Annotated in this window: 23 protein-coding genes and 1 tRNA gene; 17 read left to right on the top strand and 7 right to left on the bottom strand. The window is 70.3% G+C overall.

Features of this window, described 5'->3' with window-relative positions:
* Window positions 1-36 precede the first annotated feature (36 nt).
* On the bottom strand, window positions 37-639 hold the full coding sequence (locus tag RIN46_RS04815) for a uridine kinase (RefSeq protein ID WP_309079722.1): 603 nt from the start codon (window positions 637-639) through the stop codon (window positions 37-39).
* A 24-nt stretch (window positions 640-663) separates the two neighbouring features.
* On the opposite strand from RIN46_RS04815, the gene RIN46_RS04810 reads away from it, so the two are divergent.
* Entirely contained in the window at window positions 664-1407 is a 744-nt protein-coding gene (locus RIN46_RS04810) for a lipoate--protein ligase family protein (protein WP_309079723.1), read from the top strand.
* Between the two features lie 36 nt (window positions 1408-1443).
* Here RIN46_RS04810 and RIN46_RS04805 read toward each other — a convergent pair whose 3' ends face one another.
* The 3 genes from RIN46_RS04805 to RIN46_RS04795 form a co-directional block, all read right to left on the bottom strand.
* Window positions 1444-2073, bottom strand: a complete 630-nt coding sequence (locus RIN46_RS04805; protein WP_309079724.1) for an MBL fold metallo-hydrolase — start codon at window positions 2071-2073, stop codon at window positions 1444-1446.
* Window positions 2074-2075: 2 nt separating this feature from the next.
* Complete coding sequence (locus RIN46_RS04800; RefSeq protein WP_309079725.1) at window positions 2076-3179, bottom strand: S-(hydroxymethyl)mycothiol dehydrogenase; 1104 nt, start codon at window positions 3177-3179, stop codon at window positions 2076-2078.
* A gap of 173 nt (window positions 3180-3352) precedes the next feature.
* Window positions 3353-3625 carry a glutaredoxin domain-containing protein gene (locus tag RIN46_RS04795; protein ID WP_309079726.1) on the bottom strand — a complete coding sequence of 91 codons (273 nt, stop codon included), beginning with the start codon at window positions 3623-3625 and terminating at the stop codon, window positions 3353-3355.
* A gap of 127 nt (window positions 3626-3752) precedes the next feature.
* Here RIN46_RS04795 and RIN46_RS04790 point away from each other — a divergent pair, with 127 nt between their 5' ends.
* Both RIN46_RS04790 and RIN46_RS04785 read left to right on the top strand, forming a co-directional pair.
* Window positions 3753-4064 carry a hypothetical protein gene (locus RIN46_RS04790; RefSeq protein ID WP_309079727.1) on the top strand — a complete coding sequence of 104 codons (312 nt, stop codon included), beginning with the start codon at window positions 3753-3755 and terminating at the stop codon, window positions 4062-4064.
* Between the two features lie 103 nt (window positions 4065-4167).
* Window positions 4168-4473, top strand: coding sequence for a hypothetical protein (locus RIN46_RS04785; RefSeq protein ID WP_309079728.1), 306 nt, complete (start codon window positions 4168-4170; stop codon window positions 4471-4473).
* Window positions 4474-5017: 544 nt separating this feature from the next.
* Here RIN46_RS04785 and RIN46_RS04780 read toward each other — a convergent pair.
* A tRNA-Leu gene (locus RIN46_RS04780) sits at window positions 5018-5102 on the bottom strand.
* Window positions 5103-5261: 159 nt separating this feature from the next.
* On the opposite strand from RIN46_RS04780, the gene RIN46_RS04775 reads away from it, so the two are divergent.
* Both RIN46_RS04775 and RIN46_RS04770 read left to right on the top strand, forming a co-directional pair.
* Window positions 5262-6581: a M20/M25/M40 family metallo-hydrolase gene (locus RIN46_RS04775; RefSeq protein WP_309079729.1), complete on the top strand. Its 1320-nt coding sequence runs from the start codon at window positions 5262-5264 to the stop codon at window positions 6579-6581.
* 47 nt (window positions 6582-6628) lie between these two features.
* The gene (locus RIN46_RS04770) at window positions 6629-7795 is read left to right on the top strand and encodes an acyl-CoA dehydrogenase family protein (RefSeq protein ID WP_309079730.1); all 1167 of its coding nucleotides are present in this window, start codon (window positions 6629-6631) and stop codon (window positions 7793-7795) included.
* Between the two features lie 24 nt (window positions 7796-7819).
* Here the strand turns inward: RIN46_RS04770 and RIN46_RS04765 are convergent, their stop codons facing one another.
* Window positions 7820-8074, bottom strand: coding sequence for a DUF5703 family protein (locus RIN46_RS04765; RefSeq protein WP_309079731.1), 255 nt, complete (start codon window positions 8072-8074; stop codon window positions 7820-7822).
* Between the two features lie 125 nt (window positions 8075-8199).
* On the opposite strand from RIN46_RS04765, the gene RIN46_RS04760 reads away from it, so the two are divergent.
* The 3 genes from RIN46_RS04760 to mshC all read left to right on the top strand — a co-directional run bounded on the left by RIN46_RS04760 (window position 8200) and on the right by mshC (window position 10729).
* Window positions 8200-8478, top strand: coding sequence for a hypothetical protein (locus tag RIN46_RS04760; RefSeq protein ID WP_309079732.1), 279 nt, complete (start codon window positions 8200-8202; stop codon window positions 8476-8478).
* Between the two features lie 95 nt (window positions 8479-8573).
* The gene (locus RIN46_RS04755) at window positions 8574-9410 is read left to right on the top strand and encodes an undecaprenyl-diphosphate phosphatase (RefSeq protein ID WP_309079733.1); all 837 of its coding nucleotides are present in this window, start codon (window positions 8574-8576) and stop codon (window positions 9408-9410) included.
* A gap of 59 nt (window positions 9411-9469) precedes the next feature.
* The gene (gene mshC / locus RIN46_RS04750) at window positions 9470-10729 is read left to right on the top strand and encodes a cysteine--1-D-myo-inosityl 2-amino-2-deoxy-alpha-D-glucopyranoside ligase (RefSeq protein WP_309079734.1); all 1260 of its coding nucleotides are present in this window, start codon (window positions 9470-9472) and stop codon (window positions 10727-10729) included.
* Here the strand turns inward: mshC and RIN46_RS04745 are convergent.
* A complete protein-coding gene (locus tag RIN46_RS04745) occupies window positions 10726-11631 on the bottom strand; it encodes a PAC2 family protein (RefSeq protein ID WP_309080114.1) in 906 nt (301 codons plus the stop codon). The two genes, mshC and RIN46_RS04745, sit on opposite strands and share 4 nt — an antisense overlap.
* A 114-nt stretch (window positions 11632-11745) precedes the next feature.
* Here RIN46_RS04745 and RIN46_RS04740 point away from each other — a divergent pair, with 114 nt between their 5' ends.
* The 9 genes from RIN46_RS04740 (at window position 11746) to RIN46_RS04700 (ending at window position 21744) form a co-directional block, all read left to right on the top strand.
* Entirely contained in the window at window positions 11746-12528 is a 783-nt protein-coding gene (locus RIN46_RS04740; RefSeq protein WP_309079735.1) for an HAD family phosphatase, read from the top strand.
* Window positions 12529-12532: 4 nt separating this feature from the next.
* A complete protein-coding gene (locus RIN46_RS04735) occupies window positions 12533-13729 on the top strand; it encodes a site-2 protease family protein (RefSeq protein WP_309079736.1) in 1197 nt (398 codons plus the stop codon).
* Between the two features lie 107 nt (window positions 13730-13836).
* On the top strand, window positions 13837-15012 hold the full coding sequence (locus RIN46_RS04730) for a tRNA (adenine-N1)-methyltransferase (RefSeq protein ID WP_375141825.1): 1176 nt from the start codon (window positions 13837-13839) through the stop codon (window positions 15010-15012).
* A 108-nt stretch (window positions 15013-15120) separates the two neighbouring features.
* On the top strand, window positions 15121-16920 hold the full coding sequence (arc, locus tag RIN46_RS04725) for a proteasome ATPase (protein WP_375141826.1): 1800 nt from the start codon (window positions 15121-15123) through the stop codon (window positions 16918-16920).
* Complete coding sequence (gene dop, locus RIN46_RS04720; protein ID WP_309079737.1) at window positions 16917-18536, top strand: depupylase/deamidase Dop; 1620 nt, start codon at window positions 16917-16919, stop codon at window positions 18534-18536. The genes arc and dop overlap by 4 nt, the downstream gene beginning before the upstream one ends.
* Before the next feature lie 91 nt (window positions 18537-18627).
* Window positions 18628-18852: a ubiquitin-like protein Pup gene (locus RIN46_RS04715; protein WP_309079738.1), complete on the top strand. Its 225-nt coding sequence runs from the start codon at window positions 18628-18630 to the stop codon at window positions 18850-18852.
* A 2-nt stretch (window positions 18853-18854) separates the two neighbouring features.
* Complete coding sequence (gene pafA, locus RIN46_RS04710; protein ID WP_309079739.1) at window positions 18855-20222, top strand: Pup--protein ligase; 1368 nt, start codon at window positions 18855-18857, stop codon at window positions 20220-20222.
* Between the two features lie 99 nt (window positions 20223-20321).
* Window positions 20322-21278, top strand: coding sequence for an FKBP-type peptidyl-prolyl cis-trans isomerase (locus RIN46_RS04705; protein ID WP_309079740.1), 957 nt, complete (start codon window positions 20322-20324; stop codon window positions 21276-21278).
* Between the two features lie 70 nt (window positions 21279-21348).
* Window positions 21349-21744, top strand: coding sequence for an FKBP-type peptidyl-prolyl cis-trans isomerase (locus RIN46_RS04700; RefSeq protein ID WP_309079741.1), 396 nt, complete (start codon window positions 21349-21351; stop codon window positions 21742-21744).
* Window positions 21745-21808 lie beyond the last annotated feature (64 nt).

Raw genomic sequence — 21808 nt, 5'->3', positions numbered from 1 at the left:
ATTGGACCGGGTTCGTTCGAACCGGGTCCCGTCCGCCTATGCGGCCAGCTCCGCCAGGTAGCGCTTCACGGCCGGCTTGGGCATCGGCCTGAAGCCGGCCTCCAGATAGCGCCGGCGCACAGCTCCCTCCGCGCGGAATAGGGCCCATCCCCGCTTGAGCAGGAACGGCAGCGGCTTGCGCCCTTCGGAGACGTCACGGACCAGGCGGCGCACGGCGGTGAGCAGCCTCGGGGTGTCGACGTAGATCGCGTCCACGGGTACGCCCTGCCGCTTCAGCGGTGCGAGGACGCGGTCCCCGAAGATTCCCTCGGCGATGACCGGTCCGCTGTCGAGCGCGACCAGGGAGCGTCCCCGGTAGCTCGACGTGGCCAGCGAGTAGTCCGGCACATGGGCTTCGCCCGACTCCAGCAGCTCGACGATCGCGTCGACCGCCGAGGACGTGTTCCACGTCCCGGGGTGGTCCCAGTCGACTTCGCCGTACGGCGTCATCGGCAACGGCGACCGAGCGGTGTGCTCTGACAGTTCGCGATAGAAGTTGTCCAGCACCACGTGCGGTCGGCCGTACCGTCCGGCGAGGTAGGATTTGCCGGCGCCGGAGGCACCGCCGAGCAGGACGAGGGGTTTACCGGGCGTTTCCACAGCGTCCATCCTAGAATCAGACGCATGACTGTTTGGAATCCCGGGGTTGTCGGTCCGCTCACTGTCGTCCGGGATTCGGCCTCCGCCGACCCGGAACGGGACCTGCTCGGGGGCGTCGACCTGTTGCAGGAGGTCCGCAACGGCCGCCGCGGACCCACGCTGCGCATCTATCGGCCGGCCCCGACCATGGCCTTCGGCCAGCGGGACGTGCGTCTGGAGGGATACGACGACGCCGTGCAGCTCTCGCGTTCGGCAGGCTTCGCGCCGGTGGTCCGGAAGGCCGGCGGCCGGGCCGCGGCCTATCACCGTGGCACACTGATCGTGGACCACGCCGAGCCGGCGGGCGAGGCGATGCTGGGCCATCAGGCGCGTTTCCAGCAGCTCGGCCGGCTCTACGCGGAGGCGTTGGCCTCGCTCGCAGTCGACGCCCGGGTCGGGGAGATCCCCGGCGAGTACTGCCCCGGGGAGTTCAGCGTGCACGGCCGCCGGCCGGCAGGCTCGGCCGGCGGCCCGGTCAAGCTGGTCGGGACGGCGCAACGAGTCGTTGCCGGGGCTTGGCTCTTCGCCTCGGTCTTCGTGGTCGAGGACTCGGAGCCCCTGAGGCGGGTGTTGTCCGACGTCTACGACGCGTTGGGGATGCCCCTCGAACCGTCGACGGTCGGGGCCGTCGACGATCTGGTGCCGGGCGTCACCGTCGCCCAGGTAGAGGACGCGCTCCTGACGGCGTACGCCGCCCACCTGCCGTTGGCGCTGCCGACCGGCGCTTGAGTGCGGCCGGTCGGCAGCATCGGCCAGGCGTCGTGGTCAGTGGCCTCGGTCGATCCAGTCCTGAAGATTCGGGGCCTCGTCCCCGATCCGGGTGGTGTCACCGTGACCGGTGCGGACCACCGTATCCTCGGGCAGCTCGAGCAGCCGCGTCCGGATGGACTCCACGATGGTGCCGAAGTCGCTGTAGGACCTGCCCGTCGCGCCGGGACCGCCGTTGAAGAGCGTGTCACCGGAGAAGACGGTGCCGAGCCCCGGCGCGTAGAAGCACGTCGAGCCGGGGGAGTGACCCGGGGTGTGCAGTGCAAGCAGCTCGGTCCCGGCGATCTCGAAGCGATCGCCGTCGGCGATCTCGTGATCCGGGCGGGTGCCCGGGAAGACGGCCTCCCAGAGCATCTGGTCGGCGGGGTTCATCCAGATCTCGGCGTCGAGCTTCTCGGCGGCCGAGCGGGCATGGCGGATGTGATCGTCGTGCCCGTGGGTGAGCAGGACGGCCTTGACCCTGCGGTCGCCGACGGCGGAGGCCACGGCGTCGGGGTCGTGTGCCGGATCGATCACGATCACCTCGGAATCGTCGCCGACGATCCAGACGTTGTTGTCGACGTCCCAGGTCCCGCCGTCGAGGCTGAAGGTACCGGACGTGACGAGGTTCTCTACGCGTGCAGTCATGGCTAGACCTCCTGGCTTGCGGGGAGCTCGACGACGGACCGCAGCACCTTGCCGCCGTGCATCTTCTCGAACGCGGCTTCGACGTCGGTCAGCTCGACCCGCTCGGTGACGAAGGCGTCCAGGTCGAGCCGGCCGAGCCGGTACTGGTCCACCAGCATCGGGAAGTCTCGGCTGGGCAGGCAGTCGCCGTACCAGGACGACTTCAGGGAACCGCCGCGGCCGAAGACGTCCAGCAGCGGCAGCTCCAGCTTCATCTCCGGGGTGGGGACGCCGACGAGCACGACGCGGCCGGCGAGGTCCCGGGCGTAGAACGCCTGCTCGTAGGTCTCCGGCCGTCCGACGGCCTCGATGACGACGTCCGCGCCGAATCCGCCCGTGAGCTCGCGGATGGCCTCGACCGGATCCTGCTCACGCGAGTTGACGCCGTGGGTGGCACCGAGCTTCTGGGCCATCTCGACCTTCTCCGGGTCGATGTCCACGGCGATGATCGTCGTGGCGCCGGCGAGAGCTGCGCCGGCGATCGCGGCGATGCCCACCCCGCCGCAGCCGATGACTGCGACGGACTCGCCGCGCTTGACCTCGCCCGTGTTGATCGCGGCACCGATGCCGGCCATCACGCCGCAGCCGAGCAGGCCCACGGCGGCCGGGTCCACGTCGTCGTCCACCTTGGTGCACTGGCCAGCGGCGACGAGGGTCTTCTCCGCGAAGGCCCCGATGCCGAGGGCGGGGGAGAGCTCGGTGCCGTCCTCGAGCGTCATCTTCTGGGCGGCGTTGGCGGTGTCGAAGCAGTACTGAGGCTGGCCCTTGGCACACGCGCGGCACTGGCCGCAGACGGCGCGCCAGTTCAGGATGACGCGGTCCCCGACGGCGACCTCGGTGACGCCCTCGCCGACCTGCGAGACCACGCCGGTGGCCTCGTGGCCGAGGAGGTACGGGAACTCGTCACCGATCCCGCCCTGCTTGTAGTGCAGATCCGTGTGGCAGACGCCGCAGGTGAGGATGTCCACCACGGCCTCTCCCGGCCCCGGATCCGGGATCACGATCGTCGTCAACTCCACGGGTGCGTTCTTGGCTGTGGCGACGACGCCCTTGACCTGCTGAGGCATGTGCTCTCCTGGATTCTTCGTGCATGGAAACGGTGGCGTCCTTTGCAGGACGCCACCGTCATCCAATCACGGGCAGGAGCGGTGTGCGCAAGGGGTTTCGCAGACCGGACGGCGCCGACCGGCATCGCCCCTCGGCTCGGGGACAAGCGGGGCGCCGCGAGAACTTCGGGGAGTTACGCGCCGAGGCGCGAGCGCACCTCGTCGATGAGGGGATTCGTGGCGGCGGAGCCGTCCGGGAAGATCAGGGTCGGCACGGTCTGGTTGCCGCCGTTGAACGACTCGACGATCTCGGCGGTGCCCGGGGTCTCCTCGATGTTGACCTCGCGGTACTGGATGCCCTCGGCCTCCATCATGCGCTTGAGGTTGCGGCAGTAGCCGCACCAGGTGGTGGTGAACATCGTGACGCCAGTGGCGGGGATGTACTCGTTCAGTGCAGATTCGCTCATGTCTCTCTCAACCTTTCCGAGGGGCGACGTATTTCCCGAGGCCGTTGGACAGCCTACCGCCGCCACGCCGACGCCCCGCGACGCCGGGCGGAGTAGCGTGGGGAACGGAACCGTACAAGAGGAGCCGATGGCGATGGGACTGCTTCACGAGTTGGACGGCCGCGAAGATGGGGACGGCCGCTATGAAATCGAACCGCGCCAAGGTGGCGACTACACCCTCACGTATGTGCTGAACCGTGATGGCAAGCGGTTCCAGTTCGTCAATCCACTTCGCGACCTTGAGAAATGGGTGCGGAGCAGTGGCAACGTCGCTGGGGCGAAAGACGTAGGCGTGAGTCCAATCAGCATGTTCATGGTCTACGTCAACGAAATTGCCTTGACGGCCCCTGATGAAGCAACCGGTCTGGAATTCTCCGCTGAGCGCGTCGGTTGGGTCTAGTTGCGCAGAGGGCGGAACGCGCGGGTGCGAGCTATACGCGTTGAGGGTACCGGTTGGGTCATCCGTCCTTCTACTCCAAGTAGGCTGGGACGAAAGGGATGAAATGGGGCTTCTGCACGAATTGGACGGGCTCAAGGACGGCGACGGCCACTATGAAATCCAATCGAGGCAAGGCGGAGACTACACGCTGACGTATGTTGTGGATCGTCTGGGGAAGCGCTTCCCATTCGTGACGCCGCTACGCGAGATTGAAAAGTGGGTGCAGAGCCGCGATAACAAGCTTGCTGCGAAGCAGGTGGGGGTCAGCCCGATCGACATGTTCACGACCCGCGTCAATGAAATCGCGTTGACGGCACCTGATCATGCAACGGCCCTCGAGTTCTCTGCCGAGCGCACGGGTTGGCTCTGAGCCGGGCTGCATCATCAGAAGGAGAATGCGTGCCACCCCGAATATGGGGCGGTACGCCGCCGCGTTTTTGAGCGTCAACTATCCGGTCGACCTCGGCCAGCCCGTCGGGGCGGTCTGGTCCACGTCGCCGGAGGTCACCGGCGGATCGTTGCGCGGGTCCGGGCCGAGCCGAGGACGAGGCGCACCAGCCACGCTGGCAGGCGCGGCTCCAGCCACCGCCAGGCCGCGTCCAGAGGCCGACCAGCAGCGCGGCGAGGAACGGGACCATGACGTCGCTGTACGCCAGCAGATCCGCGCGCAACGACTCAAGTGCCGGGTGAGGCCGATGAGCCACTCGACGATTCCGCCCCCAGAGCGCCGGGGGGACGGTGTGGAGGATCGACACCAGTACAGGTGCACCTCCCTCTTCGCCTCGACGCTGCCCTCAGGCGCCTATGCGGCGGTGCGCATCACGCGCTCGCCCCCGCGGAGCGTGCCGACGTCGGTCGGTAGGCCGAAGGTAACGAGGGCATAAAAAAACCCCGGAAAACCGGGGTTCTTTCAGTGCGCGGAGGGGGACTTGAACCCCCACCCTCTATCCGAGGACTAGCACCTCAAGCTAGCGCGTCTGCCTATTCCGCCACCCGCGCAGGTGATGTTTCCGCAAGTCAGAAGTCGGTTAGGACTCGTTTCCGTGCGTTTGCAGCGAGAAATACTCTAACACCACTTCGGGGCGTTGACCAATTCGGCCGGAGTGTGGCGTCCGTCGCTACGCTGGAGGCAGTCCCAGCCGCCCAGAAGGAGTCGCCATGAGCAACGTATCCGCGTCCGAGGTCACCGCCGAGGACGAAGTGGTGGACATCTGCCGCAACCTCATCCGGATCGACACGTCCAACTTCGGCAACAACGATTCCCGCGGTGAACGCCGTGCCGCCGAGTACGCCGCAAGCCTGATGGCCGACGCAGGGGCTGATCCGCAGATCCTCGAGTCGTCGCCCGGGCGCGCCAGCGTCGTGGCGCGCGTCGCGGGTTCGGACTCGAGCCTCCCGGCGCTGGTCGTGCACGGGCACCTCGATGTCGTCCCGGCCCAGGCGGCCGACTGGAGCGTCGACCCCTTCTCAGGAGAGATCTCGGACGGCATGGTCTGGGGCCGTGGCGCGGTCGACATGAAGGACATGGACGCCATGATCCTCTCCGTCATGCGGCACATGGCCCGGGCCGGCGAGCGCCCCCGCCGCGACATCGTCTATGCGTTCTTCGCCGACGAGGAGGCCGGGGGCGACTACGGTGCCGGCTGGCTGGTCGAAAAGCACCCCGAACTCTTCGCCGGAGCCACCGAGGCGATCAGCGAAGTCGGCGGATTCTCCTCGACGATCAACGGGCGGCGCGCCTACTTCCTGCAGACCGCCGAGAAGGGCATCGCCTGGCTTCGCCTCGCGGCAGCGGGACGCGCCGGTCACGGCTCGCAGATCAATGACGACAACGCGGTGACCCGGCTGGCGGACGCCGTGTCCCGCATCGGCGCCCACCAGTGGCCGATCGAGTACACGAAGACCACCAGGGCGTTCCTGGAGGGTGTCTCGGACCTGACCGGCGTGGAGTTCGACGAGTCGGATCCGCAGGCGCTGCTCGACCAGCTCGGCACCGTGGCCCGGTTCGTCGGGGCGACCCTGCAGAACACCTCGAACCCGACGGCGCTGAGCGCGGGGTACAAGCACAACGTCATCCCGGGAACGGCCGAGGCCCTGATCGACTGCCGCACCCTGCCGGGGCAGGAGGAGATCCTGCGGGAGACGATCCGCAGGCTGGCCGGGCCGGGCGTCGACATCGTCGCAGACCACGAGGACATCTCCCTGGAGGTCCCCTTCTCGGGCGACCTGGTGGAGTCGATGATCGGCTCGCTGGCGGCGGAGGACCCCGACGCCGTCGTGCTGCCCTACATGCTCTCCGGCGGCACCGACAACAAGTCGCTGGCTCGGCTCGGGATCACGGGTTACGGATTCGCGCCGCTGCGTCTGCCGCCCGAACTCGACTTCACCGGTATGTTCCACGGGATCGATGAGCGCGTGCCGGTGGACTCGTTGAAATTCGGGACCCGGGTTCTGCACCGGCTCCTGCGCACCTACTGACCCGTTCGGGTCGCAGACCGCGCCCGACGCCACCTCGAGAGGACCCCTTGAAGCATCTGGACGTGCCCGACCGCGTGCGCACTGTGCTCTCTGACGATCTGCTGGAGCGGATCCGATCCCGGGCGCCGGACTACGACCGCGAGAACCGCTTCGCCGACGATGACTTCGCGGAGCTCACCGCCGCGGGGTACCTGAAAGCACTGCTCCCCGTCGCCGATGGCGGGGCGGGCTGGGACCTGGGCACCCTCGCGACCGCGCAGCGACTACTGGCGGCGCACGCCCCGGCGACCGCATTGGCGGTGAACATGCACCAGGTCTGGGCCGGCGTCGCGCAGATCCTGAGTGCCCGCGGCGACGACCGCCTGCGATTCGTGCAGGAATGGATCCGCGATGGGCACGTGATGGCGTTTGGGATCTCGGAGCCGGGCAACGATCAGGTCCTCTTCGATTCGCTGACGGTGGCCGAGGAGTACGACGGCGGGGTCCGCCTCACGGGGCGGAAGATCTTCACCTCCCTCTCGCCCGTGTGGACCCGCCTGGGCGTGTTCGGCAAGCTCGGGGCTGGGGACGACGCGCAACTGGTGCACGGGTTCGTCGACCGCGCCGACGCGGGGGTCTCCAGCGCCAGTGACTGGGACACGCTCGGGATGCGCGCGACGCAGTCGCACTCGACGCGGCTGGACGGAGCCTTCGTGCCCGGGGGCTGGATCCATACCCGGCTTCCGGTCGGGCCGCAGGCCGATGCGCTCGTCTTCGGGATCTTCGCCTCCTTCCTGACCCTGACGGCGTCGGTCTATGCGGGCGTCGCGGACCGGGCGCTGGAGCTGGCGACGCAGCTGCCGGCCCGCCGGACCTCGCTGAAGCAGGGGGCGACCCTGGACCAGGACCCGGATATCCGTTGGCAGGTCGCCCACGCCGGGATGGACGTCCTGGCGCTCGATGCGCTGGTGCGTCAGACGACGGCGGACCTCGACGGGCTGGTCGACCACGGCGCCGGCTGGTTCCCCCGCCTCGTGACATTGCGGACGCGCGCCGGGGACACTGCTCGCTCCACCGTGGAGGCCGCGCTGAAGGTCTCCGGCGGCGGGCAGTACTTCGCCGGCAGCGAGCTCGAGCGGCTGTATCGCGACGTCCTGGCCAGCCTCTACCACCCCTCCGACGCGGAGTCGGCCCACGGGACCCTGGCCTCCTGGCTTCTCGGCCCCTTGGAGTAGCCCTCCGCCGACGTCGGTGGGTGGTCAGTAGACGGTCAGGGTGCGCTCGACGCGCGTGATGCGGCGGCGGAGCCAGTACTTGTGCACGCCGCCGCGGTACTTCGAGGTGCGCTTGAGCTCCCACTTGCCGTACTCGGCGTGCTCGACGATGGCGCGCCTGGCCTCCGCGAGGGACTGGCCGGGCTGCACCGTGACGATCAGGTACTCGTACGGCTCGTGCGGATCGCGGACCCTTTCCGCCCGGGGCAGCGGGGTCGGCGGCTGTGGCGGTTGCTTCATGGTGAGGCCACCATACTCCGCGGCGCGGCCTTGTCGAACACCCCTCCGCACCGTCCGCGCAAGGCCTCCTCAAGGGCCCCGATCGCCCCTATCCAGAGCCTCGCGCAGACGGTAACGTTCTGGGCATGACCACCGATCCGCGAGTTGCACTGGAACTGCTCAAGTCGGCGCTCGACGAGCACCTGACTGCCATCGTTTCTCGGCGCAGCGATGCCGATCCCGCCGTCGAGTCGGCCTTCTACGCAGTGGCCGACGCGTTCGAGGCCTACGAGGACGCGTTGTACGACGCCTACGAGGAAGTCACCCCACTGGAGCTCTACGACGACTCCGAGGACGATGAATCGGACGACGGCGACGCGGAGGAGGACGAGGCGGGGGAGGACGAGGATCAGCCCTCGGGATGATCCCTTCCTGACGTGAGTGCCGCCACGGGTTGAATTGGGGCAACATCGCTGGACCTTGAACGAGGTCGGGACGTTCCTCCAGTAGGGTCGTCTCCGTGACGTGGATCGAAGCCATCATTCTCGGCCTGGTACAGGGCCTCACCGAATTCCTGCCGATCTCCTCGAGCGCGCACGTGCGCATCGTCGGGGAGTTCATGCCCAATGCGCAGGACCCGGGCGCCGCCTTCACGGCGATCACGCAGCTCGGAACCGAGGCGGCCGTGGTCATCTACTTCTGGAAGGACATCGTCCGGATCGTCAAGGCCTGGGCGGGCTCGCTCGTCGGCCGCGTGGCCCGGAACGACCCGGACGCCCGCATGGGCTGGCTGGTGATCATCGGCAGCGTGCCCATCGCCGTCCTGGGCCTGCTGCTCGAGGACTACATCGACACGACGTTCCGCAGCCTCTGGATCACGGCGACCATGCTGATCGTCTTCGGTATCTTCCTCGCCCTGGCCGATGCGCTCGGCCGCCAGGACCGGGAGCTCGACCGGCTCACCTACAAGCACGGCATCATCTACGGCCTCTTCCAGGCCCTCGCCCTCATTCCCGGCGTCTCACGCTCCGGAGGCACCATCACCGGCGGCATGATGCTCGGCTACACCCGCGAGGCCGCCACCCGGTACGCGTTCCTGCTGGCGATTCCCGCCGTCGTCGCCTCCGGCTTCTACAAGCTGGCGAAGTCCATCGGTCCAGACGCCATGAGCGGGCCCTACGGCCTGGGGGAGACCCTGTTGGCCACCGGCGTCGCCTTCGTCGTCGGATACGCGGTGGTCGCCTGGCTCCTGCGCTACATCTCCACGCACAGCTACCGGGCGTTCGTCTGGTACCGCATCGCGCTCGGCCTGGCGCTCTTCGTCCTGCTGGGCCTCGGAATTATTCAGCCGGTCTAAACGCTTGAACCCGGGGGAGCCCACGTGCTCCCTCGTTCTCCCCGTCGAAAGGACACTCCGTGCACGCCTGGCCGGCCCCTGCTGTGCCCACCCTGACCCGCCCCGGCGTCGCAGCCGGGGGCATCTCGCTGATGGACTCCTCTCGCCGCGAGACGGTCCCCGTCCCGGCCGGGGACCGAGCCGGCCTCTACGTCTGCGGGATCACCCCCTACGACGCGACGCACATGGGGCACGCCGCCACCTACGTCGCCTTCGACCTCCTCCACCGGCTGTGGTTGGCGGACGGTCGTGAGGTGACCTACGTCCAGAACGTCACTGACGTCGATGACCCGCTGCTCGAGCGGGCGGAGGCAACCGGCGTCGACTGGCGCGAGCTCGCCGCCGAGCAGGTGGACCTCTTCCGCGCCGACATGGAGGCGCTGCGCGTCCTGCCGCCGCACCACTACGTCTCCGTGGTCGAGACGGTGGACCTGGTGGTCGACGGGGTCGAGGAGCTCCTGGCCGTCGGCGCGGCCTACCGCGTGCCCGGCAGCGAGGGCGGGCCCGACGGCGACATCTACTTCGACTCGACGTTCGCCGTCGACGGGTGGAGCCTCGGCGACGTGAGCGGCTACGACCGGGCCACCATGCTCGCGCTCTCCGCCGAACGCGGGGGCGACCCGGACCGGCCCGGCAAGCGCGACCCCCTGGACCCGTTGCTCTGGCGCGTCGAACGGCCCGGCGAGCCGTCCTGGGACGGCCGCACGCTTGGGCCCGGGCGTCCCGGCTGGCACATCGAGTGCTCGGTCATCGCGCGCCGTCACCTGCCCGCGCCCTTCACGGTGCAGGGCGGCGGCAGTGACCTCGTCTTCCCCCACCACGAGTTCTCCGCCGGCCACGCAAGCGCGCAGGATCACCGTCCGCTGGCGGAGCTCTACGTCCACACGGGCATGGTCGGCCTCGACGGCGAGAAGATGAGCAAGTCCAAGGGCAATCTCGTCCTCGTCTCCCGGCTGCGCGAGCGAGGCGTGGACCCGATGGCCGTCCGCTCGGTCCTGCTCGGCCAGCACTACCGGACCGACTGGTTCTGGACGGACGAGCTGCTCGCCGCCGCCGAGACCCGGCTCGCCGCGTGGCGCCGGCGCAGTGCGACGGCGTCGCCCGCGGAGGTGGCCGGTCTCGCCACTGAGCTGCGCGAGCGCCTGGCGGACGACCTCGATGCCCCGGGAGCGCTCGCGGCGCTCGACGCGTGGGCGGCCTCCGAGCCGGCGGGCGGAGCCGGGACCGCCACCGATGAGCTCGTCGACACGGTCGACGCGCTGCTCGGGATCAGGCTCTAGGACCGCGGCGGGCGTCCGCCGTCCCCGCTGCCGTCGTCCCGGCGCTTCAAGTAGCGCTCGAACTCGCGAGCGATCGACTCGCCACTCGCCTCGGGAAGCTCGGCGGCGTCCTGCGCCTCCTCCAGCTGCTTCACGTACGCGGCGATCTCCGGATCCTCGCCGGCGAGCTCGTCCACGCCGCGCTCCCAGGCCTCGGCGTCCTCCCCGAGCAGATGCAGGTCCACCTCGATCTCCAGCAGGTCCTCCAGTCGGCGCAGCAGCGCGTAGGTGGCCTTGGGGGAGGGAGACTGGGCGACGTAGTGCGGGACCGCGGCCCACACGGACACCGTGGGCAGGCCGGCGGCTTCCGCCACGGCTGCCAGGACACCGACGATACCGGTCGGTCCCTCATAGCCGGGCGACTCGGCACCCAGGCCCTCGCGGACCGTCGCGTCATCGCTCGTGACGCTCAGCGGCACGGGCCTGGTGTGCGGGGAGTCGGCCAGGAGGGCGCCGGTCAGGACCACGGCCTGCACGTTCTGCGCCTCGGCGAGTGTGAGCAGTTCCGCGCAGAAGGCCTTCCACCGGTAGGTCGGCTCGACGCCCCTGACCAGCAGCAGGTCGTGGCTTCGGTCGGGCCGGGCCGCGCGCAGGAAGCGGGTCGTGGGCCACTGGATGAACCGCTGGCCGGCGCTGGTCCGCCGTACCGACGGGCGGGAGAACTGGTAGTCGTAGTAGTCGTCGTCGCCGATGGTCGCGATCGACTCGGCCTCGAGCTCCCGTTCGAGCAGTGCGACGGCGTCGCTGGCGGCGCTCCCGGCGTCGTTCCAGCCCTCGAAGGCGACCAGCATGACGGCCGGCCGCTTGCCGGGCGCCGGCTCCGCGCCGGAGACCTCCGACGGCGTCCCGAGCTCGGTCAACAGGGCGAGCAGCGATTTTTCTCCCACGTCACACACACTAACGCGCCAGCGGACGGCGTAAAGGTGTCTGGACCACACACTTCGGCCGCGCGCGCCGTGCGCCGATAGACTGTCGGCATGCCTGCGACGACTCCCGCCCCCGCCCAGACCAGCACCCGATTCGCAGACGGCGGGCTGCAGGCGGTCCTCTGGGACATGGACGGGACGATCGTCGACACGGAGCCCTACTGGATCGCCGCGGAGAAGGAGCTCGTCGCCGCCCACGGCGGCGTCTGGACCGACGAGGACGCGATGTCGATGGTCGGCAACGCGCTCGACGTCAGCGCCGCCGTCCTCCAGGAGAGCATCATCCGTCAGGGCGGACCCGTGGTGGAGCCGCGGACCATCATCGACACCCTCTCGAGCCGGGTGATCGAGCAGGTCCGCACCGCCGTGCCGTGGCGTCCGGGCGCCCGCGAGCTGCTCGAGGACCTGAACTCGGCCGGTGTGCCCTGCGCCCTGGTCACGATGTCGGAGGGGCCGCTGGCCTCCACCATCCTCTCCGCGCTGCCCGAGGGCACCATGGAGTTCAAGATCACCGGTGACATGGTCAGCCGCGGCAAACCGGACCCGGAACCCTACCTCGCGGGGCTCGAGCGCCTCCGCGGCCTCGTCCCGGACCTGGACCCCGCCCGCGTCGTCGCGCTCGAGGACTCGATTCCCGGCGTCGCCTCCGCCGCCGCGAGCGGCGCGACGACTATCGCCGTCCCTCACGTGGTGCCGCTGCCCGCGCCGCGCAATTGGACCGTCTGGGAGACCCTGCAGGGGCGCACCGCCGCCGACCTGGATGCGCACGTCCGCGCCCTCGTCTCCGGCGCTACCGTCGCCAGCGGCGCCGCCGCCGATGGCCCGGGAGAGTAGGGGCATGGCGGAAACTCCCCGCGCGGACGCCACCTCCGGAGGCCTGCGGAACGGCATCCCTCTCGGCTCGATCCTCGGCGTGCCGGTCACCCTCGCCTGGTCGTGGTTCGTCATCGCCGCGTTCGTCGTCGTCGCCTTCGCCCCGGACGTCGGCCGTGCCCTGCCCGGCATCGGCAACGGTGCCTACCTGGTCGCGCTCGTCTACGCCGTCCTGCTCCTCCTCTCGGTGCTGGTGCACGAACTCGCGCACGCCTGGTGCGCCAAGGCCTACGGGTGGCCGGGCGCCCGGATCGTCCTGACGCTCTGGGGCGGGCACACCCAGTTCGGCCAGTTCCGGACGACGCCGGGCCGCTCCCTCGCCGTCGCGCTGTCCGGTCCGGCCGCGAACTTCATCATCGCCGGCGCGGGCCAACTCCTCCTGGTCCTCCTCGAGCCGGGCGGGGTCGTCGGGCTCCTGCTCGGCATCCTCGTGCTGGCGAACTTCCTGGTCGCCGTCTTCAACGTGCTGCCCGGCCTGCCGCTGGACGGCGGACGGCTCGTCGAGTCGCTCGTCTGGAAGCTCACCGGCTCGCAGGAGCGCGGCACGGTCGCCGCGGCATGGACCGGCCGGGTCATCGCCGTCCTGCTGGTACTCGGACTGATCGGCTGGCCCCTCGTCGCGTACGGCCGGGTGGACCTGTACCTGGGACTCATCACGCTCCTGGTCGCTGGCTTCCTCTTCACCGGGGCCACGGCGTCGCTGCGCGATGCGCGGATGCGACTCCGGCTCCCGCAGCTGACGGCGGGCAGCCTGGCCGTGCCCGCCATCGGCGTGCCCGCCACGCTGACCGTCGCCCAGCTGCTCGTCGCCCGCGACCGGGCCGAGAACTCCGTGCACCGCCGGGCCCAGGCGGGTCCCGGCGCCGAGCACGGCTCCGTGCAGTTGATCCTCATCGGACGCACTGGCGCTCCGGAGGCCGTCGTCGACCAGGCCTCCCTGGGGCGGGTGGACCCGTCGGTCCACGGGACGACGCCGGCGAGCAGCGTTGCCCGCGCCCTCGCCTCCGGGGCCGTGGTCCGGCAGGACGCGGCCGGCCAGCCGCTGCTGCAGTACCTGGCCTCGCTCTCCGGCGGGGAGTACGCCGTCGTCGACCTGCGCGGCCGCGTGGTCGGACTGCTGCGCCAGGAGCGGGTGGTCCGTGCGCTCACCCGGGGCGTCTAGGGGCGGCACCGGCCGCGCAACACTTTGGGCCACAATAGGAGCCCGACGATAGTTTTGAAGTCCACCACAGCGCGTGATCCCGGCTCCGGGGCGCGCGAGAAACGAGCATGATGAGCGATTCCTCCCTTCCCACCGCCGACCAGTCGGCCGGAGCCGGACGCGATGTCCACGGGGCCACCGCCCGCCGTGGACCGTTCCGTCCGGGGGACCGGGTCCAGCTCACCGACGAGAAGCGCCGGATCAACACCATCACCCTGCGGACCGGGGGCGAGTTCCACACGCACCGCGGCATCCTCGCCCATGACGAGCTGATCGGCCTGCCGGACGGATCCGTGGTGGAGAACTCCGCCGGCCACCGCTACCAGGCGCTGCGCCCGCTGCTGAAGGACTTCGTCCTGTCGATGCCGCGCGGGGCGACCGTGGTGTACCCGAAGGACGCAGCCCAGATCGTCCAGATGGGCGACATCTTCCCCGGGGCGCGCGTCGTCGAGGCCGGCGTCGGTTCCGGTGCGCTGTCGATGTCGCTGCTGCGGGCGGTCGGCGACGGTGGCTACCTCCACTCGTTCGAACGGCGCGAGGAATTCGCCCAGATCGCCCGCGACAACGTGGAAGCCGCCTTCGCCGGCCCACACCCCGCGTGGCGGATCTCCCTCGGGGACTTTCAGGAGCAGGTCGTCGAGACCGAGGAGCCCGGGTCCGTGGACCGGGTGGTCCTGGACATGCTCGCACCGTGGGAGTGCCTCGACGCCGTCACGACCGTGCTCGCCCCCGGCGGGGTGTGGGTCAACTACGTGGCCACCGTGACGCAGATGTCCCGCGTCGTCGAGGCGATCAGGGCCACCGGCCGGTACACCGAGCCGGAGGCGTTCGAGACCATGGTCCGCGGTTGGCACGTCGACGGACTCGCCGTCCGTCCCGATCACCGGATGGTCGCCCACACGGCGTTCCTCATCACGTGCCGGCGCCTGGCCGACGGTGCCGACGGCATCCCCGGCGCGCGCCGCGTGAAGAATGCGGAGTTCGCTCCCGAGGACGTCAGCGCCTGGACCCGCGACCACCGCGAGGACGCCTGGACGCCGGAGGCCTTCGGGCAGCGGAACGTCTCCGACAAGAAGATCCGCCGAGCCGGCCGCGAGGCCGCCGCCATCAGCGGCGCCGCAGCCGAGGGCGAGGCGGTGCGGTCCGCGGCGGGCACGGACCACGGCCCCGACGGCGCGAACAGCCCGGGGCAACCGACCAGCACCGGCCCCGACGGCCCCGGAGACAGCAGCACCGAGCACTAGTCGCACCCGCCCCGAACGGCCGGCTGCCGCGCGGGACGCTCGCCGGTCTGCGGGGCCGGGCACCACACCACCCGCGTCGACGATGCGCGGAAGCGAGGAGGAAGCATCTTGAACGAGCACCCCACCGCAGGAGACGGGCAGGAGGCGGCCCCGGACGATGCACGCGCCGAGCTGCAGCGGGCCCGCGAGCAGGCGGCCCGGGCCGAGCGCGAGGTGAACGTCCAGCGCGAGAAGGCCCGCACCCTGGACCGGCAGCTCATGGCCGCCGGGGCCAACAACCGGCGCATGGCCGAGATGCTGGAGCGGACCCGCGAGGAGATCGCGACGCTGCGCCAGGGGCTCGACCGGGACGGCGAGGCGCCCTTCAGCTTCGCGACCATCGTGGCCCTGAACCCGGCCGGTCGGCCCGAGCCGGGCAGTGCCATCTCCACCACCCGACTCGCCAGCGCCGACGTCGTCCAGGGCGGGCGGAAGATCCGGGTGTCGGTCAGCCCGCTGATCGACTTCGCCGGTCTGCGGATCGGGCAGGAGGTGCTCCTCAACGAGGCCTTCGCCATCGTCGCCGCACTCGGCTTCGAGGCGAGCGGGGAGATCGTCACCGTCAAGGAGCTCCTCGACGCGGGGCGCGTCGTCGTGCTCGGCCGCGGCGACGACCAGCGCGTCGTGCGACTCGCCGCCCCGCTGGCGGGGGCTCGGCTCCGGGTCGGCGACGCGATCGTGCTCGAGCCGAAGACCGGGCTCGCCGTCGAGCGCGTGCAGCTCACGGAGATGCAGTCCCTGGTCCTCGAGGAGGTCCCGGACATCGCCTACAGCGACATCGGCGGCCTGGGGCCCCAGATCGAGCAGATCCGCGACGCCGTCGAACTGCCGTTCCTGCACCAGGACCTCTACCGCGAGCACGGACTCAGCGCCCCCAAGGGCATCCTGCTCTACGGCCCGCCCGGCTGCGGCAAGACCCTCATCGCCAAGGCCGTGGCGCACTCGCTGGCCGAGCGCGCCGCCGAGCTGAGCGAGGGCGAGGGCGTGCGCAGCCACTTCCTCAACATCAAGGGACCCGAGCTCCTGGACAAGTACGTCGGCGAGACGGAGCGGCACATCCGCCTCATCTTCGCCCGGGCCCGGGAGAAGGCCAGCACGGGCGACCCCGTCGTCGTGTTCTTCGACGAGATGGACGCCCTGTTCCGCACCCGCGGCTCCGGCGTCTCCTCCGACGTCGAGACGACCATCGTCCCGCAGCTGCTCACCGAGATCGACGGCGTCGAGAAGCTGGACAACGTGATCGTGATCGGTGCCTCCAACCGCGAGGACATGATCGATCCGGCCATCCTCCGCCCGGGCCGGCTGGACGTGAAGATCCGCATCCAGCGGCCCACCGCGGAAGGCGCCGCGGAGATCCTCTCCAAGTACCTCACGATGGACGTGCCCCTGCACGCCGAGGAGGTGGAGCACGACGGCGGCGACCGCGCTGCCGCCGTGTCCCGGCTCGTGTCGACGACGATCGGCCGGATGTACGCGGCGTCGGAGGAGAACGAATTCCTCGAGCTGACCCTCGCCGACGGCAGCACCCGGATGCTCTACGTGCGCGACTTCGCCTCCGGCGCGGTGCTACGCAACATCGTGGACCGGGCCAAGAAGCACGCCATCAAGGACCTGCTCACCTCGGGGGAGCGAGGGGTGCGGGAGCGCCACCTGCTGGCCGCCGTGACGGAGGAGTTCCGCGAGCACGAAGACCTGCCCAACACGTCCAACCCCGACGACTGGGCCCGCATCACCGGTCAGCGCGGCCTGCGCGTGACGCACCTGCGGCCGATCCTGCACGACGGCGCGCCGGTCGCCCTCGACGTCCCCGTCGGCGCCGTCCCCCACGCGTCACCTCCGGACGCCCCGGACGGGGGAGGGGACCGATGAGCGTCCACCGCGTCATGGGCCTGGAGACGGAGTACGGGGTGCTCGCGCCGGAGGCGCCGAACGCGAACGCCACCGTGCTCTCCGCGCGGGTCGTCAACGCCTACGCGGAGGTCATCCGGGCCGGGACCGGATCGCTCGCGGGCACCCAGTGGGACTACTCGGACGAGTCGCCGCTGCTCGACGCGCGCGGCTGGTCCGTGGGCCGCTCCGAGGCGGATCCCAGCCAGCTCACCGACGAGGCCCGGGAGCTCACGGCCGAGGAGGTCGCGCTCCTCGACGCCCGGCCCGGATCCACGCTCTACGCGGGGGAGCCGGAGCCCGCCGGCGCGGGGCACGTCATCATGAACCTCGTCCTCGGCAACGGGGCGCGGCTCTACGTGGACCACGCCCACCCCGAATACTCGTCGCCGGAGACCACGAACCCGCTGGACGCGGTGGTGTGGGACCAGGCAGGCGACGCCGTCGTCCTGGCCGCCATGGAGCACGTCAACGAGCGGCCCGGATTCGACCAGCTGCTGCTGTACAAGAACAACACGGACAACAAGGGCGCCAGCTACGGCGCGCACGAGAACTACCTGGTCCGGCGCGACGTCGAGTTCGACGCCGTCGCCCGCGGGCTGCTGCCGTTCTTCGCCACCCGACAGGTCTTCTGCGGGTCCGGGCGGGTCGGCCGGGGCGCGACCGGTCGCAGCACCGGCTTCCAGGTCAGCCAGCGTGCGGACTTCTTCGAGGCGGAGGTCGGGCTGGAGACGACGGTCCGGCGCCCGCTGGTGAACACGCGCGACGAGCCGCACGCCGATGCGAACCGCTACCGCCGGCTCCACGTGATCGCTGGCGACGCCAACCTCGGCCAGGTCCCCACCTACCTCCGCGTCGGCACCACCGCGCTGGTCCTGAGCATGATCGAGGCCGGCGAGGAGCCTCCGTTGGACCTCCGCGACCCCGTGCGTGCCGTTCAGCAGATCAGCCACGACCCCGGCCTGACCGCGACGGTCGAGACGGCCGACGGACGGCGGATCACCGCTCTGGACGTCCAACAGGCCTACTGCGACGCGGCTCGCGCGCATTGCGAGAATCGCGGGGAGGCGGACGAGCAGACGCTGGACGTGCTCGCGCGCTGGCAGGCGACCCTCGACGGGCTGCGCGCCGACGTCCTCTCCCAGGCAGCCACCGTGGACTGGGTCGCCAAGCTCCAGTTGATGACGCAGTTCCGCGAGCGGCACGGGCTCGGCTGGGACGACGCCCGGATCGCCCTGATGGACCTGCAGTGGGCGGACCTGCGGCCCGACCGCGGACTGTTCCGCCGGCTCGAGGCCCGGGGGCGCATCGAACGCCTCGTCGACGCGGGACGCATCGCGGCCGCGGTGGCGGCGCCCCCGGAGGACACCCGAGCCTACTTCCGCGGTCAATCGCTGACCCGGTACCGACAGGACGTGGTGGGAGCGAACTGGGACTCCGTGGTCTTCAGCGTCCCGGGCCGCCGCGGGCTCCACCGGATCCGCCTGCCGGAGCCGCTCGCGGCGACGCGCCACCGGACGGGCGCGCTGTTCGACGCGGAACTGGAGGTCGGCGAGTTCCTGGACCGGCTCGCCCCGGAGGACCTCACCCGGCGGTGAGAGGCCGCCGTCGTCTGCTCGGCGCGCACATGACGGGGCACGCCGACGCGGCGATACTGGAATCGACAAGCAGCGAGAGAAGGAGCACACCATGGCGGAGCAGCAGTCCAGCCAGAGCCAGCAGGGCTCGGCCCGGCAGGGTCTGAACCAGCAGTCGGAGGAGACGCATCGGCTGGACGCGCCGGTCGCGCAGGCCAGCGCGCAGCAGCAGGCGCAGCTCCAGGAGGTCGATGACCTGCTGGACGAGATCGACGGCGTCCTGGAGACGAACGCGGAGGAGTTCGTCCGCGGGTTCGTCCAGAAGGGCGGCCAGTAGGCGTGGAGCGCCGGATCTTCGGGATCGAGACCGAGTTCGGCCTGGCCTACTCGCCCGCGGGGCACGGCCGGCTGACCCCCGAGGAGACCGCCAAGTACCTCTTCCGGCGCGTGGTCGAGTTCGGCCGCAGCTCCAACGTCTTCCTGAACAACGGCTCCCGCCTCTACCTCGACGTCGGCTCGCACCCCGAGTACGCCACGGTGGAGTGCGACGACGTCGTCCAGCTCATCGCGCACGACCGGGCCGGGGAGCTGATCATGCACGATCTCGCCGTGCACGCGGAGCGGGCCCTGGCCGCCGACGGGCACGAGGGCAGCGTCTACCTGTTCAAGAACAACACCGACTCGGCTGGCAACTCCTACGGTAGCCACGAGAACTACCTCATCCCGCGCCGCGTCGAGTTCGCCCGGCTCGCCGAGATCCTCATCCCCTTCCTCGTCACCCGGCAGCTGATCGCCGGTGCGGGGAAGATCCTCGAGGTCGACGGCGAGCACCGCTACGTCTTCTCCCAGCGCGCGGACCACATGTGGGAGGGCGTCTCCAACGCCACCACCCGGTCGCGTCCCATCATCAACACCCGCGACGAGCCGCACGCCGACGCGCAGTACTACCGTCGGCTGCACGTCATCGTCGGCGACTCGAACATGTCCGAGACCACCCAGCTGGTCAAAATCGGGACCACGGACCTGATCCTGCGCATGATCGAGGCCGGCGTCCCGATGCGCGACTACAGCATCGCCAATCCCATCCGGGCGATCCGCGACGTCTCCCACGACATCACCGGGCGCGCCCGGATCCGGCTCGCGGACGGCCGCTCGATGAGCGCGGTCGAACTCCAGCACGTCTATCTGGAGAAGGCCGCGGCCTTCGTGGCGCGCGAGGGAGCCCACGCGCCGCACCTGCCGCGCGTGCTCGACCTCTGGGAGCGGGCATTGGACGCCGTGGAATCCGGCGATGCCTCCAGGATCGACGCGGAGATCGACTGGGCGGTCAAGCGCCGGCTCTTGGACGGCTACGCCGGTCGCCAGGGGCTCGGCCTCGAGCACCCGCGCCTCGCGCAGCTGGACCTGACCTACCACGACATCTCTCCGAGCCGGGGGATCTTCAACCTCCTCCGGGCGCGGGGGAGGGCCGCTACCGTGGTGCCGGAGGAAGCCGTCCGCCATGCGGTCGAGCATCCTCCCGAGACAACGCGCGGCCGACTCCGCGGCGACTTCGTCCGCGCGGCCCGCGCGGCCGGCCGGGACTTCGCGGTCGACTGGGTCCATCTGAAGCTCGAGGACGGCGCCTCACGGGCTGTCGCCTGCAAGGACCCGTTCGCCGCGACCGACGCGAGGGTCGACGCGCTCATCGAATCGATCCACCGGTGACGGCGCGGCCTCAGCGCTTTCACAGCACAACGGCCTAGGCTTGACGAGGCTCTCGGCCCGCGGCCCGAAGCACCCGAACCACCGAAGGAAGACATACCTGTGCGCAAGCTCCTCTCCGTCGTCGCTGCGGCGTCCATGCTGGCTCTCTCCGGCTGCGGCGCCTCCGAAGACCAGTCCGCCGGAAACGCGTCCCCACTCGAGAGCATCACCGTCGAACCGAACTCCGACGAGCTGGAGCCGCCGGCGGTCAGCTTCGACACGCCGTTGGAGACCAGCGAGTCCGGTGCCCGGATCGTCGTCGAGGGCGACGGCGAGGCCGTGACGGAGAATCAGAACGTCAACGTCAGCCTCGCCGCCTTCGACACCGAGACGGGCGAGATCATCGGCGACACCTTCGATCAGGATCCGCGCCCGCTGCCCACGACGCCGGAGCTGAAGGAGACCCTCCCGGTCGTCTACGAGATCCTCGTCGGCGCGAAGGTCGGCTCCTACATCGCCGTGGCGCAGGAGCCGGCGGCGCAGCCTCCGGCGGAGGGTTCCTCCTCCGCACCGGCGGCCCCGGAGAACGCAACCGAGATCCTCGTCCTGAAGATCACCGGTGTCGAGGACATCCCGCAGAAGCTCTCGGACGACGAGGTCGCCCAGCTCGAGGAGGACGGCGCGCTGCCGTCCGCCGAGTTCGACGAGGCGGGCAAGCCGGCCATCACGATCCCCGAGGGCCAGGAGCCGCCGCAGGGCGTCGCCGTCCAGGTCCTCGAGGAGGGCGACGGCGCGGAGGTCACCTCCGAGAGCACCGTCACCGTGAAGTACTCGGGCGTCCGCTGGGACGACGGCGAGGTCTTCGACTCGTCCTACGACCGCGGCGAGACGTTCGACGCCGATCTCGCCGGCGGCGTCATCCAGGGATGGACCATGGGACTCGCCGGCGAGAAGGTCGGCTCGAAGGTCCTGGTGACGATCCCGGGCGAGCTGGCCTACGGCACGACGGAGGAGGAGGCCCAGGGCCGCCCCGCGGGCACTCTGGTCTTCGTGGTGGAGATCGTCGAGGCGAAGTAGGATCGTCCACCGCACGCACCATCGAATGTCTGACCGCCGGCCAGGCCGGCACGAACGAAACGAGGAGAACATGTCCTTCGGACAGCGCAACTTCGACCGCACCAAGCCGGAGATCGACTTCCCGGGCGAGACGCCGCCGTCGCAGCTGGTCATCCACGACCTGATCGAGGGCACCGGAAAGGAGGTGCAGCCGGGCACCACCGTCTCGGCGCACTACGTGGGTGTGGCCTGGTCGACCGGCGAGGAGTTCGACGCCTCGTGGAACCGGGGTCAGCCGCTCGACTTCACCGCGGGCATCGGCCAGGTCATCCGGGGCTGGGACCAGGGCCTCCTCGGGATGAAGGTCGGTGGCCGCCGCCGGCTGGAGATCCCGTCCGAGCTCGCCTACGGGGAGCGCGGGGCCGGCTCGGCGATCGGCCCGAACGAGGCGCTGATCTTCGTGGTCGATCTGGTCGGCGCACGCTAGCCCCGGTACGTCTCCCCTCCGAAGGCCGGTGGGTCCCGCTCCTGCAGCGGAACCCACCGGCCTT

It is taken from the genome of Zhihengliuella sp. (assembly GCF_031178195.1).
In the GTDB taxonomy this organism is placed as follows: Bacteria; Actinomycetota; Actinomycetes; order Actinomycetales; family Micrococcaceae; genus Zhihengliuella.
Note: the sequence above shows the minus strand (reverse complement) of the source record. Positions and strands in the feature narration are given on the sequence as shown.